The organism is Clostridium zeae (assembly GCF_017312485.1).
GTDB classification, from domain to species: Bacteria; Bacillota; Clostridia; order Clostridiales; family Clostridiaceae; genus Clostridium_AR; species Clostridium_AR zeae.
Map to the genome: position 1 here is coordinate 1,721,626 of NZ_BMBA01000001.1, position 16,372 is coordinate 1,737,997.

General features: G+C 31.4%; 13 protein-coding genes. All 13 read right to left on the reverse strand.

From position 1 onward, the window contains the following. Nucleotides 1-172: 172 nt before the first annotated feature. Nucleotides 173-1,225 carry a sensor histidine kinase gene (locus J3477_RS07895; RefSeq protein WP_206869180.1) on the reverse strand — a complete coding sequence of 351 codons (1,053 nt, stop codon included), beginning with the start codon at nt 1,223-1,225 and terminating at the stop codon, nt 173-175. A gap of 81 nt (nt 1,226-1,306) precedes the next feature. Next, the gene (locus tag J3477_RS07900; protein WP_206869181.1) at nt 1,307-1,996 is read right to left on the reverse strand and encodes a response regulator transcription factor; all 690 of its coding nucleotides are present in this window, start codon (nt 1,994-1,996) and stop codon (nt 1,307-1,309) included. A 312-nt stretch (nt 1,997-2,308) separates the two neighbouring features. Beyond that, nucleotides 2,309-3,772 carry a family 43 glycosylhydrolase gene (locus tag J3477_RS07905; RefSeq protein WP_206869182.1) on the reverse strand — a complete coding sequence of 488 codons (1,464 nt, stop codon included), beginning with the start codon at nt 3,770-3,772 and terminating at the stop codon, nt 2,309-2,311. Between the two features lie 787 nt (nt 3,773-4,559). After that, nucleotides 4,560-5,531: a LacI family DNA-binding transcriptional regulator gene (locus tag J3477_RS07910; RefSeq protein ID WP_206869184.1), complete on the reverse strand. Its 972-nt coding sequence runs from the start codon at nt 5,529-5,531 to the stop codon at nt 4,560-4,562. A gap of 223 nt (nt 5,532-5,754) precedes the next feature. After that, nucleotides 5,755-6,585, reverse strand: a complete 831-nt coding sequence (locus tag J3477_RS07915) for a polysaccharide deacetylase family protein (RefSeq protein WP_206869185.1) — start codon at nt 6,583-6,585, stop codon at nt 5,755-5,757. Nucleotides 6,586-6,602: 17 nt separating this feature from the next. Next, entirely contained in the window at nt 6,603-7,394 is a 792-nt protein-coding gene (locus tag J3477_RS07920) for an alpha/beta hydrolase (protein ID WP_206869186.1), read from the reverse strand. Nucleotides 7,395-7,409: 15 nt separating this feature from the next. After that, nucleotides 7,410-8,354, reverse strand: coding sequence for an alpha/beta hydrolase (locus tag J3477_RS07925; protein ID WP_206869187.1), 945 nt, complete (start codon nt 8,352-8,354; stop codon nt 7,410-7,412). 46 nt (nt 8,355-8,400) lie between these two features. Further along, nucleotides 8,401-9,207 carry a Nif3-like dinuclear metal center hexameric protein gene (locus tag J3477_RS07930; RefSeq protein ID WP_206869188.1) on the reverse strand — a complete coding sequence of 269 codons (807 nt, stop codon included), beginning with the start codon at nt 9,205-9,207 and terminating at the stop codon, nt 8,401-8,403. 44 nt (nt 9,208-9,251) lie between these two features. After that, a complete protein-coding gene (locus tag J3477_RS07935) occupies nt 9,252-10,151 on the reverse strand; it encodes a carbohydrate ABC transporter permease (RefSeq protein ID WP_206869189.1) in 900 nt (299 codons plus the stop codon). An 11-nt stretch (nt 10,152-10,162) separates the two neighbouring features. Beyond that, complete coding sequence (locus J3477_RS07940; protein WP_206869190.1) at nt 10,163-11,086, reverse strand: ABC transporter permease; 924 nt, start codon at nt 11,084-11,086, stop codon at nt 10,163-10,165. A gap of 72 nt (nt 11,087-11,158) precedes the next feature. Continuing rightward, nucleotides 11,159-12,673, reverse strand: a complete 1,515-nt coding sequence (locus J3477_RS07945) for an ABC transporter substrate-binding protein (RefSeq protein ID WP_206869191.1) — start codon at nt 12,671-12,673, stop codon at nt 11,159-11,161. Nucleotides 12,674-12,829: 156 nt separating this feature from the next. After that, complete coding sequence (locus J3477_RS07950; protein ID WP_206869193.1) at nt 12,830-14,422, reverse strand: response regulator transcription factor; 1,593 nt, start codon at nt 14,420-14,422, stop codon at nt 12,830-12,832. Next, entirely contained in the window at nt 14,397-16,145 is a 1,749-nt protein-coding gene (locus tag J3477_RS07955) for a sensor histidine kinase (RefSeq protein ID WP_206869194.1), read from the reverse strand. The genes J3477_RS07950 and J3477_RS07955 overlap by 26 nt, the downstream gene beginning before the upstream one ends. Nucleotides 16,146-16,372: the final 227 nt, after the last annotated feature.

Consider the following 16,372-nt stretch of genomic DNA (forward strand, 5'->3'; position numbering starts at 1 on the left):
AAAAAAATAGAGAAATCAAGGTATCGATTTCTCTTTCAAATATAATTTTAAGCTTACAATATTGAAAGGTTTCTAATGTTAAAATTTATCTATCACTCCTCCGAGACTTTAATGAGCTTCACAAAGAATTAATATGATTTTCTACAATGAGATAGCTAAAACTATATAACTATTAAAGGTTAAATATGTTCTTACCCTTGTAGAATATAATAGAGAAAGTAGTTCCGAAACCTTCTTGTGAGTTTACAAGTAGTCCGTGTCCTAAGTTGTCGCAAACTTTCTTTGATAGATGCATCCCCATACCTGTGGATTCAGAGGTTTTTCGTCCATTTTTTCCTGTAAAGAAGGCATTGAAAACTCTGCTTAAGTCTTCTTTAGGTATACCTATCCCTTGATCACTTATAGATAATGTGATCTTTGAAGTTTCTTCAATAACATCGAAGGTAATAAACTTACTTTCTTCTGAGTCAGATTTAGAATATTTTATTGCATTTATAACTATTTGGTTTATCACAAAGTAAATCCACTTTCTGTCTGATTCCACCGATACTTCTTTATTAATGTTTATCTTAGGAAATATATGATGTCTTATCATAGACTTTTTATTATCATTAATAACTTTTCTAGCAATAGATATTATATCCAAACTTTCCACATTAAAATCAAGATTAAATTCATTAAGCCTAGCATTATAAAGCATCATGTCAAGACCATGAGCTAGTTTTTCATTTTCTTCCGATATACTTTGAAACACCTCTCTTGACTCTTCATTTACTTGCTCTTGAAGTAAAAGATTAATAACCGATACTGGTGTCTTCATCTGATGAACCCACTGATTTACAAAATAGATATACTGTTTATGTGCTTCCTCATACTTTATTGTTCTATTCCCTGAAAGCTTATAAAGTTTCAACAAAATCTTTTTAAAAATCTCTTGCTCAGAGTTATTAGAACTACCTATATTAAGTATATAATCCAAATCCTCTTCAGCATTAAGTATTGAATTCAGCTGATTATAAAAATTCTTATTTCTACAATAATCATATAATAAAAAAATCATATAAAAAGCTATAGAAACTAAGAAAGCATAAAATATATTGCTAATCGGAATTTCCAATCTATTTATTATTAAGGTTAAATACATTATAAGAATAACTACACAAGTGCTAATAATATATACCGCAGTATAGGTAATTCTATCCTTAAGAAAACTTCTAAACTTCATTTATATCACCTGCCTTACATGATAATGCCTCATTTAGTAAAAAACTATATTTCTAAATTATATAATCTTATTCTCTGGGTATTACCAGTTTGCTATTATTCTGTAGCCCTGTCCTCTCTTTGTCTCTATTACATCTTTAATACCGAGTTCTTCTAGTCTTTTTCTTACCCTTGTCATATTTACTGATAGCGTGTTATCATCAACAAAATCTATATCATTCCATAAAACTTCTAGTAAGGTCTCCCTTGAAACAATCTTATTACTGTTCTTCACTAAAGAATATAATAGTTGAAACTCCTTCTTACTTAGTTCAACTTTCTTTTCCTTATACTCTACTATATTTTGATCGATATATAAAAACAAACCATTTACTTCAAACACATCACTACTGGTACTTTCAGCATAACTTCCATAAACTCTTCTTATAACTCCCTTTATTTTTGCTAACAGCACATCATAGGAAAAGGGCTTAGTTATATAGTCATCCCCACCATTTTCAATAGCCATAACCTGATCCATATCTGAATCTCTTGCTGATATAAATATAATAGGAACATTTGACACCGTTCTTATATCTCTACACCAGTAAAAACCATCAAACAGTGGTAGATTTATATCCATAAGAACAAGATTAGGATTGTTAGTTACAAATTCTGTTTTTATCTTAGAAAAATCCTCTACAAGATAAGTTTTATACCCATATCTCTCTAGATGATTTTTTATTAATTCACTTAATTTCTTATCATCCTCGATTATCATTATACTGTACATTTAGTACCTCCTGAACTTCCTATATCATATAAATATAGCTCAAGCTATCTATAGCCTCATACCATTTTCATTTTACCATATAATTTACATAAAATCAGTTTTTCCTCTTCTACCCCTCAATGTAATTATGTCCATAAAATATGCTACTAGATTACCTGAAAATGTTTTACTTAAATTCTATAAGGTTATGTAGTTGCAACTACTAGATTGAAGTATAGTTTTACTAAAAATAAATAGGCGTTATATCAACGATTTTTTATCACCAATATAACGCCCTTAATATTATAATATTGATTTGTAATATTATAAGTCCTAACCTACTTTAGTTAATTTCCATATTTGTGCATTATTTCCGTTATCCTGCCACTGATCTATCTGCGCACCACTTTGTGTTGATGCTCCTGCAACATCTAGAGGAAGATTACTAGCTTTATTCACTATCTTATATACTCCATTGCCCATGTCTTCAATTCTAAATCTTTGTGCATCTTGGCCATTATCAGTACATATCTGATATGCAACGGCACCACCAAGAGCTGTTGATCCATAAGGATTGTCAACACACATATTAGGAGCACACATTGGAACTATCTTGTAGTATCCACCACCACAATCTACAAATTTGAATTGTTGTGCTGCTGTTCCATTACTTTGATATTGCTGAAGCTTAGTGCCATCAGCATTTTTGCCACCAGATACATCTAAGTTAAGATTACTGCATAGTGCTGTAAGGGTATATATACCGTTATTTACAAGTGGCATGCTGTTTCCAGTGGATGGTACTTGAAGTGGAACATTTGGCTGTACTGGCACACCAAACATTGGAGTGCCATTACTTAGCATTGTAAATTGCTGCATTCTTATATTTCTTGTCCATCCTGATCCCTGTGATACTGCAGCATGATATACAATCCAGTTTTGCACTCCATCTGGTGATTTTACAAAACTAGCATGTCCTGGGCCATATACATCTCCAAACTTAGAAAATACAGGACCAACCTTTGTATAAGCAGCTCTGTTCATTAAATCTCCATTTGTACAAGTAAGCCTTCCTAAACAATAATCATCTGTCCAACTTCCACTTGCAGAATAGATTATATTTACTGTTGATCCGCTTACAATTACTTCTGGACCTTCATTTATATATGGTGTTCCATTCCTCTCCCAGCTTTGATCAGGTGTAGATATTAGTACTCTATCGCCTGATATAGTATATGGATTACTCATCTTAGCTATATATAAGTTTTGTGCCACATTAGTAGTACCTTCCCAACCAGACCATATAAAGTATAGTTGATTATTGTAATCTAAAACTGTCCCATCTATAGCCCATCTATCTGTAGCAGCTGCAACCTTTCCTTTAAAGTTGAAAGCTCCATTTAGTGGATTATTTGCATCTGTACCACCTTCTAAGCAATACATTCTATGATTTTCATTTGCGCCGTTATCAGCAGCAAAATAAATATACCATCTGCCTCTTACATAGTGCAATTCTGGTGCCCAGGTTTCACTTGAATATGGGGTTCCTGAAGGGGCTGTCCATACTGTTGTTGCTGTTCCACTAGTTATGCCTTCAAGAGTTGAGGATTTTCTAATAGTTATAGTATTAACACCATTTGACTGAACATAATAGTAAGATCCACCAGCTGAAATAACCCAAGGATCCGCCCCACCTCCTAGCGGATTAGTAAAAGTGGCAGCAGATGCTTTAACACCTAGATCTGGTAAACAAATTAGAAAAATCATGACTAAACATAGAAAAAACTTTTTAAACATTTAATATACACCTCTCCAAATTTGAATTTGATATATTAGGTAATGTTGTTTTTCTCTCATCCCTCCCTTGTTTAATTATTATTTTTTCAACTTTCTGTAATATCCAAGCATACATCCTATTTATAATTTAGAGATTTTAATTTAAGATAACTGAGATTAATAAAATTTACCTAATGCAACGTAATATATTGAATGAAAATTTTTTAGGATTAAAGTATCAAAAGAAATTTGTAGATTTGTTTTTAATCATGTTAAAATATCTTATATTATTGTAAATAATCATAATTATTGTGATTATGATTATAGAAAATTTTATATTAGTAAAAGTATTTTGATTTATTGAGACAGATAGACATTAAAACTACTGTATCTAAGCTTTTAGAAATGAAGATTTCAATGTGATGCTTCTTTGTATTTGGCATATATAATTTATATATAACCCATCAATCATGTTTATATACAAATATTATATTATTATCCTTACAATAATTCAATATATTTGTTAATAATTAGGTTGAAGCTAATCAAATATTTACATAATTCATCTTTAGAAAAAGACATAGTCTGTGCTCTCTTCATCATGATATTTTATTATATCAGCTTCTGAAGTTTACACAGACTTATTTTACACTCTCTTTTTATTATAGATCTTAGCTTTCTTCTATACCCTTTTAGTCCCACAATTACTAATGTGGCTAACTATGGGTATTTTCCTCTATTAAAATAGGAATCTTTAGAACAGTTTCTAACTTCATTTTATAACAATGCATTATAAAAAATCAGATAATTAAGAGCTCTTTCTTTCAATTAATTTTACAGGTAGAATATTTTCAATTTCAACTTTCTTATTTTCCATTTGATTTAATAGAATTTCAATTGCTAACTGAGCCATTTCGTCGATTGGCTGCTTTATTGTAGTTAATGGAATTGTCATTAATGAAGCAACTTCAACATCATCATATCCAATAATTCTTATATCTCTAGGCACTTCTTTACCAAGCTCCTGTGAAACCTGCATCATTGCAGCAGCTATCATATCACTGCTAGCGAATATACCATCAATATCAGGGTGTTCCTTAAAAATCTTGTAGGCTAACTTCTTATAACTTTCATATACATCTAGCTTAGTCTGCTCTACAACATGCTGAACCTTTCTTTCAAGCACAGCATTCATAAAAGCTTCATAGCGCTTGTTTGCCGGAGTGTTAAGCTCCAAAGGGCCACTTATGTGAGCAAGTTTTTTACACCCTTTGTCTAGTAATAAATTAGTAGCAAGTAATCCTCCGGCATAGTTATCGGAGGTTATAAAAGGTATATTATTCGAAAAATCCCTATCTATTGCAACAATAGGAAGAGTTGGAGTCAAATAATCTGAAGTTTCTAAGGTATGACTTCCCATTATTATACCATCAACTTGATTCCTTTTAAGCATCTCAACATAATCTTTTTCCTTTACGCTATCTTGATATGAATTACATAGCAATATCTTATATCCAGCAGCATAAGCATATGCTTCAATATAACTTGTTAATTTTGCAAAAAACGGATGTGATACATCCGGGACAATCAGACCTATAATATTAGATTTTTTTCTAAACAAAGATCGAGCTAGCTCATTTGGTTGATAGCTCAGCTCCTTCATAGCATCATAGACCTTTTTTCTTGTAGTCTCACTAATATATCCTCTGTCATTTAAAACTCTTGAAACTGTTGTAACTGTCACTCCAGCTATTTCAGCCACATCCTTTATAGTTGCCATACCAAAAATCATCCTTTTCTTAATCCGATCCTAATTTAGTTAAATTATATTATACCCCTCTATTGTTGTCTATGGTATAAACACTATAAATCTATTGGAGTAATTTATTTCATTTCATAAACTTTTATGCTAACACTAACTCCGCATCTAATAACACTCTATTACACTTCCTTCATTAATATAGATGTATAACTTATTATATATTTAGACAATTTGTTAATTGTTAACTTAATATTTTTGTCTCACCTGCTTTTATCTCTATGGATGTTTCATTAAATTCTATCCAAGTTGAAAGTGCAGCCGGATTATGGACAAAGGTAAAATCTTTAGAAAACTTCAATTTATCTAACGCATTAAGATAGTCTATTATCTGTATATTTGTTGCATACCAAACATCTTCCTTATTGCTTACATATTGACAAAGTTCCTCTATTACTTTCCAATTATTATCCAAATCAAATTCATAACTATGTCCCCATAAATAAAAAATACCTAACGAATTAAATTCTTCTTCAATAAATTTTTCAGCTATCCCCATCAAGTTTGGTGTATTATGATGAGCTGTAGGATTCCATTCTAAATAGTTTGAAGGCAAATCAAATTTGCCGTGACTGTTTACAGTTCTCGAATAAGCCACTCCAAGAGTTTCTAATACCTCAAAAACTGTTTTATTATAAGTTCCATAAGGATATGCCATCCCTCTTACAGGATATCCAAAAGTCTTTTCATGATTTTTCTTATCCTCAAGGATTTCTTTAATCATAAGTTCTTTAGTTATATCAGTTAGTGAAAGATGAGTTAATCCATGAATTGCAATTTCATGTTCTCTATATACATCAACTATCTCATTTTCATTTATTCTTTTTATTAGAAAATCGTTTATTACAAAAGACCCATCTTCGTTTTGCAGTCCAGAATTCAAGTTAAATGTAGCTTTCAAGTTATACCGATTAAATATACTAACTAGTCTTTTATCCTGAGTAATGCCATCATCATAACTTAAGGTAAATGCCTTCTTAACTCCTCCCGGAAAAAGTTGTTTTATTATTTCCATATCTATGCCTCCGTATTTTATTCGAGCGCCCAAAGTATGGCTTTCTCTATATATTCATTCCAGAAGTTCCAATCATGAATGCCTTGTCCTTCCACATAGGTATGTTTCACTTCCTCTGAAGCTAAAAATTTATGATAACTTCTGTTTTCATTTATGAGAAAATCTTCTGTTCCACAAGCCATATATATATTAGGAATAGTTTTATTTTCCTGCTTTAGTTTGCTTATAAGTGCCTCAGGGTCTTTGTCACTTCCTAATAATTTATTCAAATCTCCAAAAACTCTTGCGTAATATTTATAGTCAGCAATTGGATCTTTAAAATCCTCCGGAATTCCTGCAACATTATGAATTATAAGGGCAGAAGATAATGCAATTATGCGGCTGAAATTATCACAATATTTTAAGCCATTTCTTATTGCACCGTACCCTCCCATGGAAAGTCCACCAATAAAGGTATCTTCTCTTTTGTTTGATAACTGAAATAACTTTCGTGTAAACTCAACTAACTCGTTTCCAACAAATTCTCCATATAGCTCTCCTTTGTCAGTATCATCTAGATAAAAACTATTCTCGCCTGAAGGCATAAATACTGCAATATTGTGTTTTAGAGCTAATTCTTGAATTCTACTTCCGCAAATCCAATCAGTATAGTTCCCTGAGTACCCACTTAAAATATAAAGAGACTTCATAGGCCCCTTCTCAACTTCTTTCATTCCTGGTATCTCAATTATATCTATTGGAACAATTGCATTAAAAGTGACAATTTTCCTTAATGCTTTTGAATAAAAATTCACCTGTGAAAACGCCATTTTTTCTCCTCCTCTTTATTTGCCTATATTTAATCCCTTTAATAATGCACCTATGCAGCCATTCCTAGCTAGTTTACTAATATTAGTATTGTTAAAAATCGAATCAAAGCCATGAAAACATCCTGGATATAAATGAAATTCCACATCAACACCTGCCTGCGCCAATCGAGCAACATAATCTATTGTCTCATCCCTAAAAGGATCAAGCTGGCCTACAAATGTATATGCAGGAGGAAGCCCAGTCAAATCTTTAGCTCTAGCAGGAGCAGCATAGTAAGGTACTTGATCTGAATTGATATTTCCTAAATACATTTTCCATGCAATCTCGTTTGCCTCCCTATTCCATGCTGTAGGTAGGTTTCCTTCATTGACTTCATAACTGGAAGGCGTTATATTCCGATCATCTAGCATTGGATATAAAGGCATCTGAAATGCAACTTTTATTTCACCTCGATCTCGAACCATCAACGCAAGTGCAGCTGTTAACCCACCTCCGGCACTAGCTCCAGCAATAGCAATCCTTGAAGTATCTATTTTTAATCTTTCTGCATTATCCACTGTCCATTTAAGTCCAGCATAACAATCCTCTAATGCCGCTGGATACGGATTTTCTGGCGCCAACCTATAATCTATTGAAACCACAACACAGCTTACTTCATTAACAAAATATCCACATATACCATCATCACCATCAGGGTGTCCAAGTACATATCCACCACCATGAGTCCAAAACACTGCAGGCAAATTCACATTTTTTCTATTCTTAGGTTCATAAATTTTTACCAACAGTTCTGACTCTGGTCCATTGATCATAAGGGTAGTAGTTGATACATTTGTAGACTTTTCTATATAAGGTAATCTAAGGTTTCTCATCATATCCAAGTCCTTATTTAAATCAAACCTTACAGCACTTTGTAAGATTGGCAATAATTCTGGTAAAACTCTTTCTTCGTATGCCATAAATATGCCCCCATTTAGTCAGTAATAAATTTTTTTCTTATTGAGTTTACAAGTATATAAAGGGTTCCTTTGTATCTATAAAATATACAGGTATTTCTTTTATCATTGGAGCAAGCCATTGTGACATATATTTCATGCCAGCTTCTTCACTACGTTCATGCCCTAACACAAGCATAGCTTTATTCATATTTAACGCAGCAGCATCACGTATATAAGGGCATAAAGTCCACTCTGTGATATCACCACATACAACAACATCCAGGTTTTGTTCTTTCATTAAAACCATCGGCATTTCTTCTACTCCAAGTCCGAGACTTCCACCCCCAACTAAAATGCCAACTCTTTTACATCTTGTTTCAGGTGATCCAACAATTTGAATCACATCCATTTCCAATTTAATCTTAAAAAATTCTGCTAGTTTGTTTAAAGACATTTCCGGTATTTCATAGCAATGTGGAAACTTAAGGTCTTTAATTAAGTACTCTTCCCAACCTATTTCTTTTAACAAGCCGTCGTATATTAAATCAGTCGGTGCAGCGTGCATATGATCATGAAAACGCCATATAGCAATGCCATGATCATCCAACATCTTTTTCTTTTCCATATATATTGGATCATCTTTTAACCAATCTAATTTGTCTGTTCCAGTATAATAGGTTGGCTCATGAGTAATAATAAAGTTGGCCCTACAATCTATTGCTTGCTTGATTACATCTACAGTTGCCATAAATGTTGTTACAACGCCTGAAACCTCTAAATCATAACTTCCGCTTATTAGCTGATCGCAGGTTTCTTCAAATTTAACCCCGCCAAATTTATTTATGATTTCATCAATAATCTCTTTTACCTTCATATATATAACCTCCATAATTATTGTTACCTTTGAAGCCTACAACTTTATTCTTTTACTGCTCCTACAACAACACCCTTAATAAGATATTTTTGAACAAATGGAAATAGTATAATAATTGGTAATATACCTATTACAGCTAACGCCATACGTACAGATGTACTTGGCAATTGGGTTGCTACCGTCCCTATAGTGGACCCTGCTGCTCCCGATTTTAAGAACTGAATATTATCCATTATTCTTACCAAAAGATTTTGTATTCCATAAAGCTTTGGATTTGTAATATAATATATACCGTTAATCCAATCATTCCAGTATGCAAGTCCAGTAAATATTCCTATAGTCGCTACAGCTGGTATAGATAATGGCAATATTATACGGAAAAATATCTTTAATTCTCCTGCTCCATCAATTCTAGCTGCCTCAACAAGCGCATCTGGAATACTATTTCTATAATAATTTGTAACTAAAAATACATTGAAGGCATTCATCAAATAATTAGGTATAATCAATGCAAATATAGTGTTTTTAATATGAAAAATTCTTGTCCACATAATATATGCAGGAGCCACCCCTCCACTAAATAGCATAGTGAATAAAACTAGAAAGGAAATTAATTTTCCATACTTAAAATCCTTTCTTGAAAGTGGATATGCTAGCATAGAGGTTATAATAATACTTAGGAATGTTCCTACTCCTGTAACAAGCAACGAGACACCATATGCTCTTAGAATCATTGTAGATTGAGAAATCATGTAGTAATATGCATCTAGACTTAAGGCTTTAGGGAAAAAACTATAACCATTGGCTACTAATGTTGTTTCTTTTGTAAAAGATGCAATAAAAATTAATAGTAAAGGTGCTAAGCTGACTATTACTAAAAGAATAACTAATATTTCAGCAAAAATAATGAATGCTTTCTCACTCCGAGTTTTTAACTTATTCATTTGCTTTCCCCCTAAAATAGTGAATTTTCCGGCTCTATTTTTCTTATGATTCCATTTGCAGCTATTACTAAAATAAATCCTACTAAAGATTGATATAAACCTGAAGCAGCCGCCATTCCTGTATCATTTAGCTGCATCATTGCACGATAAACAAAGGTATCTATTGTTTGTGTGGTATCATATAATGCACCAGAATTCATCGGTACTTGATAAAATAATCCAAAATCTGAATTCATAATTCTTCCTACAGCCATTAAGGTCATTATAATTATTGTAGGCTTTAATAAAGGCAGTGTAATATCCTTTATCTGTCTTAACTTTCCGGCCCCATCTATTTGAGCTGCTTCATAAATACTTTTATCTATTCCAGCAATACTAGCTATATAGACTAAAGATGAGTATCCTGTAGTTTTCCAAAGAAAAACAAATATCAGAATGAATGGCCAGTATTTTGGTTCTGAATACCACGAAACCTCTGGTAACCCAAATACCTTTAAAATTGACTTATTTATTAGTCCTGAATCTGAATTTAAAAATGAAAAAGCAATATAAGATACGATTACCATAGAAATTACACTTGGCAATATTAGTGCATTCTGATAAAACTTTGACATAGCCTTTTTAGTTAATTCTGTCATAAGTATGGCAACAAATACAGCACCAATAGTACCTAAAATTATAAAACCTAGGTTATATAATATCGTATTTCTTGTCATTATCCAGGCATCCTTGGTCTTAAATAAAAAGGCAAAATTATCAAATCCAACCCATCTTCCTCCAAAAATACCCTTTTGAAAGTTTTGACTTTTAAATGCGATAATTGCTCCCGCCATAGGTATGTAATTATTTATTAAAAGGTAAAGTAAACCCGGAATCGTCAGCATCAATAATGGTAATGAATTTTTTGAACTCTTCCATTTTGAATTTCTTCTCATCAACTTATCCTCCTTATTTGATAAATGAAGTGAAGGTTTTCTGCAACTCTTCACTTCATCAAAATAAATGTTCTATTTTTTTGTTGCTAGCCAAGCATCAAGTTGTTTTTGTTTTTCTGCAACAATTTTATCCATGCCTGCATCCTTAAGTTTTTTGATAAAGTTTGGAATTTCTTTATCAGGATCTAGTGCTCCACAATTTAGTCCAGGTAAGTACTGATTAATTACATTCATAACTGAAGAGTATTCAGTTTTAACATTTGTACTATCAAAAGTAAATCCGAAGGCTTTAGATCTTGCTGAGTTTTTATTTTCACTTTCCATAAGCTTCAAGTCATCTGTACTTTGACCAGCCATTGAATATTGAATAAATTGATTTCCTATTATTCCACAACTAAGTTGAGCAGTATATGGTACTGAATTTGCATCTTTTCCATCTGGATATTTTACATGATCAGCATCAACCTTAACATAATCTGTACCTTCAATACCATAAATAAGTAGGTTTACTACAGCTTTATCAGAATAAGTTAAATTTAAGAACTTCATTGCTGCTTCTGGTTTTTGGCTAGATGAAGCTATGCCCCAGCTAACAGCATTTACATTTGTAGTTGACAAGTATGGCTGCGATAATCTTATCATTCCCATATTCTTTCCTGTCACTGCTGAAATTTGAGCAGCTGACTCTTTTCCTGCATAGCTTGCCACGTACGAGAAACAGCGATCCGATGAAATAAGCTCACTAGCTAAAGTATTTGTAGTAGCTGCATCTTTAGAAAGGTATCCCTTATTGTACCACTCTCTAGCTATCTTTACCTTTTCCTTAAAGGCATCAGTTTCATAAAAATCCAAAACTTTAGTGCTATCTCCAATTAAAACTGCTGTTGGTTTAAATAAATCATCAGTAAGGTAGTCTACATTATCGATTGTGTGCAAAACACCTGAAATTCCTTGATTTGTAGGTGCAACAGGAATCATATTGGGATATTTCGCTTTTACTTTTTCATAAAGTGCATCTAAGTCATTTACAGTTTTAATACTATCTGGTGATATTCCTAATTCGTTCATTATATCCACCCTATACACTAAATTAGGAGCAATAGCGGCACCTTTATTAGATGGAACTGCATAAGTTTTACCATTAGACTTAGTAGTTTCTAAGAAATCATTACCTACAATCTGCTTTGTTTCTTTACCATACTTGTCAAGCAAATCATCCAGTGGCATTAATTCATTCTTAGAAATATATTGATTTAAATCCCCTAGGGTATGAAATACATCCAGCTGCTCTCCGCTTTGTATAGCTAAATTTACTTGTTGTGAGTAATTTGATACACTGAGCGGCTTTAATTTTACTTTGACATTTATTTTGGGAATAGTAATGTCATTTATAGCTTTTTCTACACTTCCTAAGTCTTCTGAGATTTTATTAAAGGTTGTAAATGCATAAACAATTTCATCTGGGCTTCCATTTTTCCCTGATGAATTAGCTGATTCTTTTGATTCACTGTTGCCACAAGCAGTTAACGCTGTAGTACCAAGAGCAACAGCCATCAATAGACTTAAGATTTTTTTTGATCTTTTCATATGAATCCCCCTTACACTATTTAGTGTTAGCCTTTTATTTGTTTTTTCATCATACTTATATTATAATTTTCATCATTAGTAAACGCTTTCAAAAACAAGCAATAGTTTTTCAATTTTAAGTGTTTTTTCTAAATAGCAATAATTTTAGGATGAAAATTACTTTTCATCCTTCTTTCTATATGAATATGGACTCACTCCAGTGAGCTTTTTAAATATTGTTGAGAAATATGAAAAGTTATCGAATCCTACCTCTGAAGCAATAATACTTATACTAGTATTGCTGCTTATAAGTAATTCTTTAGCTCTTTCAATCCTACACTGGTTAATATATTCCTTAATAGCAATACCTACTTCAGCTTTAAACAACTTAGCCACATAATCTGGTGTTAGAAAGACTTTTGCAGCTACATCATTTTTAGTAATGTTTTCATTAAAATTATCATGAATATATTTCTTTGATTTTTCTATTATACTTTGAGACTTTTCTGCTTCTTCTGCATAATCAATAGTTTTTGTTACTATAAAGTGTACCCATTTCATCATATCAAAGATTGAATTATCTGCAGAAAAATTTAGTTTTTGTGATATTTTATCTGAAAATAATTTATGAGCCTGTATCTCTCTTTTATACAAAAAAGCATATATAATCTGCATAAAGTCCTGATGAATGGAACGCATAACGGAAACATCAAGATTATTCTTAGCTACTAGTAACTCCAATTCTTTCTTAATATAATTAACTATATTTAGTTTATCTCTTTTTTCCAACATACTATTAAGTAAGACTGTATCAATACTATATTGAGCATTTAAAGTTAAAGAATTTTTTTCACCTTGAAAGAATACCTTACTTCTAAAAATGATGTTGTTTTGATCCATTTCTTCTAGCTCCACTCGATTTTTCCCAAGCGAAGTTATTGGTGATTTACTACCGATATAGCATGTAGCGCTGCACTTTAGATATTTCTCATACTTTTCAATTAAACTTATACATTGCTCTTTTATTTCTTCAACGGAATATTTGTCTTGTATTACTATAGCAACGTTATGATTCCTTTCAGTAACATAATGAACAGTATAACCCAAATCAAATTCATCTATCAAAACTTCAGATAGTATTTTTTTAAGGGAATACTCAAAAGTTTTATCATCAAGAACTATAGTTTGATTTTCTGATTTTACTACACTAATTAATACCAAATAGTACGAAGCATCAATACTTAGTGGAATTTTTCTCCTTGATATTTCCTCTAAAACTATCTCCTCTTCTGCAGGTATGCTGAAGAATAAAAGCTCTCTACAAAAATTTTCAATCATTAATCTTTTGTTATCTAACCAATACTGTCCGTATTCACTATATCTATGAAGATAACTTTCTTTTTTAATTTTTTCAACAGCTTTTAAAATCGCCATTTCAGTCTTATCTATATTAAAAGGTTTCGTTATATAGCTTATTGCATTGTACTCTAAGGCAGTAGATGCAAATTCAAAGCTTTCATGACAAGTTAGAAAAATGAATTCGCTTTTATAATTATTGGAACGTGCCCATTTTATAAGATCAATTCCAGTACCTTTTGGCATTTCAATATCACATATAACAATATCAGGAACCTTTTCTTCAAAAAGTTTTTGAGCTCCGATAACATTATGTGCCATACTGACTTCATGGATTCCAAACATAGACCAATTTATAGAATCCCGTATTACTTCTGCTGTAAGCAAATCATCCTCTACTATTATTAATCTCAATTTCATCACCTTTCTCTAAAGGAATTACTATTTCAACTTTTCCTCCCATGGGCTCTTCATTAGAAATCTTTAGAAGATTATCTTTTCCATATAATAATTCTAATGTCCTTTTAATATTTATAATCCCAATTCTATATCCATCAGAGATATAAGCACTGCTATCATCATTTACTTTTTTTATAATATCTTCCGGAAACCCCTCGCCATTATCTTCGATTATTATTCTTACAGAATCCTTTCCATCAAAAATACACCGCTCTGTTTTAATAAAAATTGAAAGCATATCTTCCAGTGTCATTGAATGCTTAAATGCATTTTCTACAAAGGTAAGAATAAGAAGTTGTGGTATATGTTCCTGCTCAGTAGATTCTTCTATATCAATAATATAGAACACGCTATTAGGAAACTTTATTTCCTGCATATAGAAATAATCTTTTATACGTTCAATTTCTTCTTTTATCGATACTTTATTCAATCCACCTCTGAACATATATCTTAAATGATTGGATAGAGCATCTATAAATTCTCTAATTTCCTCATTTTTGTCCTTATAGGCTAAACTATGTATAGTAGTAAGTGCATTAAGAAAAAAATGAGGTCTAATCTGCGTTTGTAGATATCTTAATTCTGCTTTATTAAGTTCCAATTTTTCTTCATAGGCACTAATTTTTAAAGTCTTAATCTCTTTTATCATAGAATTGAATGAATGAATTAAGGTATTAAATTCAAGCGAATCTACCTCCTCATTAACACGATATTCGAAATTACCTTGTTCAACCTGTCGCGTTCCTAATACTAATCCCTTCACAGGCCTTAAAATTTCCCTATTCAAATAGTAAATTATATAAGGCATCAAAATCAAAGAAACAATTCCTAAGATTGCTATGAACCATTGAATATATCCAAGTCCTAAAAGCACTCCTTTTTCTTCAATTAATGTAGAAAGCCTTGCTTTACTTGAATCTACTCTAGTTGAAACCATAATATATTTATTATCAAAGTTATTTACTACTTCGCTTTCATTTGCCAATTTAGATGGTATATCTGTAAAGTTTATATTCCCTGCTTTAGATAAAGAATTACCTAAGCTATCAGTTAAAACTATTTGCTCGTCTATATTCCCACCCTTTAAGTCCACAAGAGCCATTAATGTATCGGCTTTAATAAATCCAACAATAATGTTATCCGAAAATCGGTACATTTTAAAGAAGAACCATTTATTATCGAGCTTAATTGGAGACCATAAATCTTTTACAGAATATCTTCTATTCAACAAATCTTTCCTAATAATATTGTCTAGCTCAATTTTTTCCTTCGATGTAACCCTACTGCTTACACTCATCAAAAGTAAATCCGCTGATGAGTTATATATAGAATAAACATCAGTAGTTTTGCTTATATTCATTCTTTCTATTAAAATATCCTGTAATCTTTTAGTTTCAAAATATCTGGTACTTTCATCACCATTTTTTAAATCAACTTGATTATTTATTCCTAAAACTATTTCATTTAAATCATTTATTGCATTATCGAAACAATTATTCATATTGTTAATATGAATTCTCATTTCATTCATGGCAGAGTTTATAGTATTATTCTTAACAACATATAAAGAATAAAAGTTACTAGTAACTAACACCAATAAAAGCAATATAATTACAGTCACTGTTCCTCCAGTAATCCTAAATACTAAAGAATTTTTATATTTTCTTTTATCAATCATTGTATTGCACCTACTGTTAAGCATTAGTACAGTTTGTACTTCGCTTCTATTATTTTCACAACATTATATATTATTATTGTACCTGCATCAAGAACTTATATTATGTTTATACTAAGTAACCTTCTACGTTAAATAGTTATTATAAATAAATTTTATCATTAATGTTCTAGTAATATATTTTATGTTTGACAAACACTTTAAACAATTGTAAACAAAATGGTTAACCA

Bases quoted from the DNA above. Each gene is read 5' to 3' on its own strand.
- J3477_RS07905 (WP_206869182.1), bottom strand. From the start codon at position 3,772: ATGTTTAAAAAGTTTTTTCTATGTTTAGTCATGATTTTTCTAATTTGT.
- J3477_RS07945 (WP_206869191.1), bottom strand. From the start codon at position 12,673: ATGAAAAGATCAAAAAAAATCTTAAGTCTATTGATGGCTGTTGCTCTT.
- J3477_RS07895 (WP_206869180.1), bottom strand. From the start codon at position 1,225: ATGAAGTTTAGAAGTTTTCTTAAGGATAGAATTACCTATACTGCGGTA.
- J3477_RS07940 (WP_206869190.1), bottom strand. From the start codon at position 11,086: ATGAGAAGAAATTCAAAATGGAAGAGTTCAAAAAATTCATTACCATTA.
- J3477_RS07920 (WP_206869186.1), bottom strand. From the start codon at position 7,394: ATGGCGTTTTCACAGGTGAATTTTTATTCAAAAGCATTAAGGAAAATT.
- J3477_RS07915 (WP_206869185.1), bottom strand. From the start codon at position 6,585: ATGGAAATAATAAAACAACTTTTTCCGGGAGGAGTTAAGAAGGCATTT.
- J3477_RS07925 (WP_206869187.1), bottom strand. From the start codon at position 8,354: ATGGCATACGAAGAAAGAGTTTTACCAGAATTATTGCCAATCTTACAA.
- J3477_RS07955 (WP_206869194.1), bottom strand. From the start codon at position 16,145: ATGATTGATAAAAGAAAATATAAAAATTCTTTAGTATTTAGGATTACT.
- J3477_RS07900 (WP_206869181.1), bottom strand. From the start codon at position 1,996: ATGTACAGTATAATGATAATCGAGGATGATAAGAAATTAAGTGAATTA.
- J3477_RS07935 (WP_206869189.1), bottom strand. From the start codon at position 10,151: ATGAATAAGTTAAAAACTCGGAGTGAGAAAGCATTCATTATTTTTGCT.
- J3477_RS07910 (WP_206869184.1), bottom strand. From the start codon at position 5,531: ATGGCAACTATAAAGGATGTGGCTGAAATAGCTGGAGTGACAGTTACA.
- J3477_RS07930 (WP_206869188.1), bottom strand. From the start codon at position 9,207: ATGAAGGTAAAAGAGATTATTGATGAAATCATAAATAAATTTGGCGGG.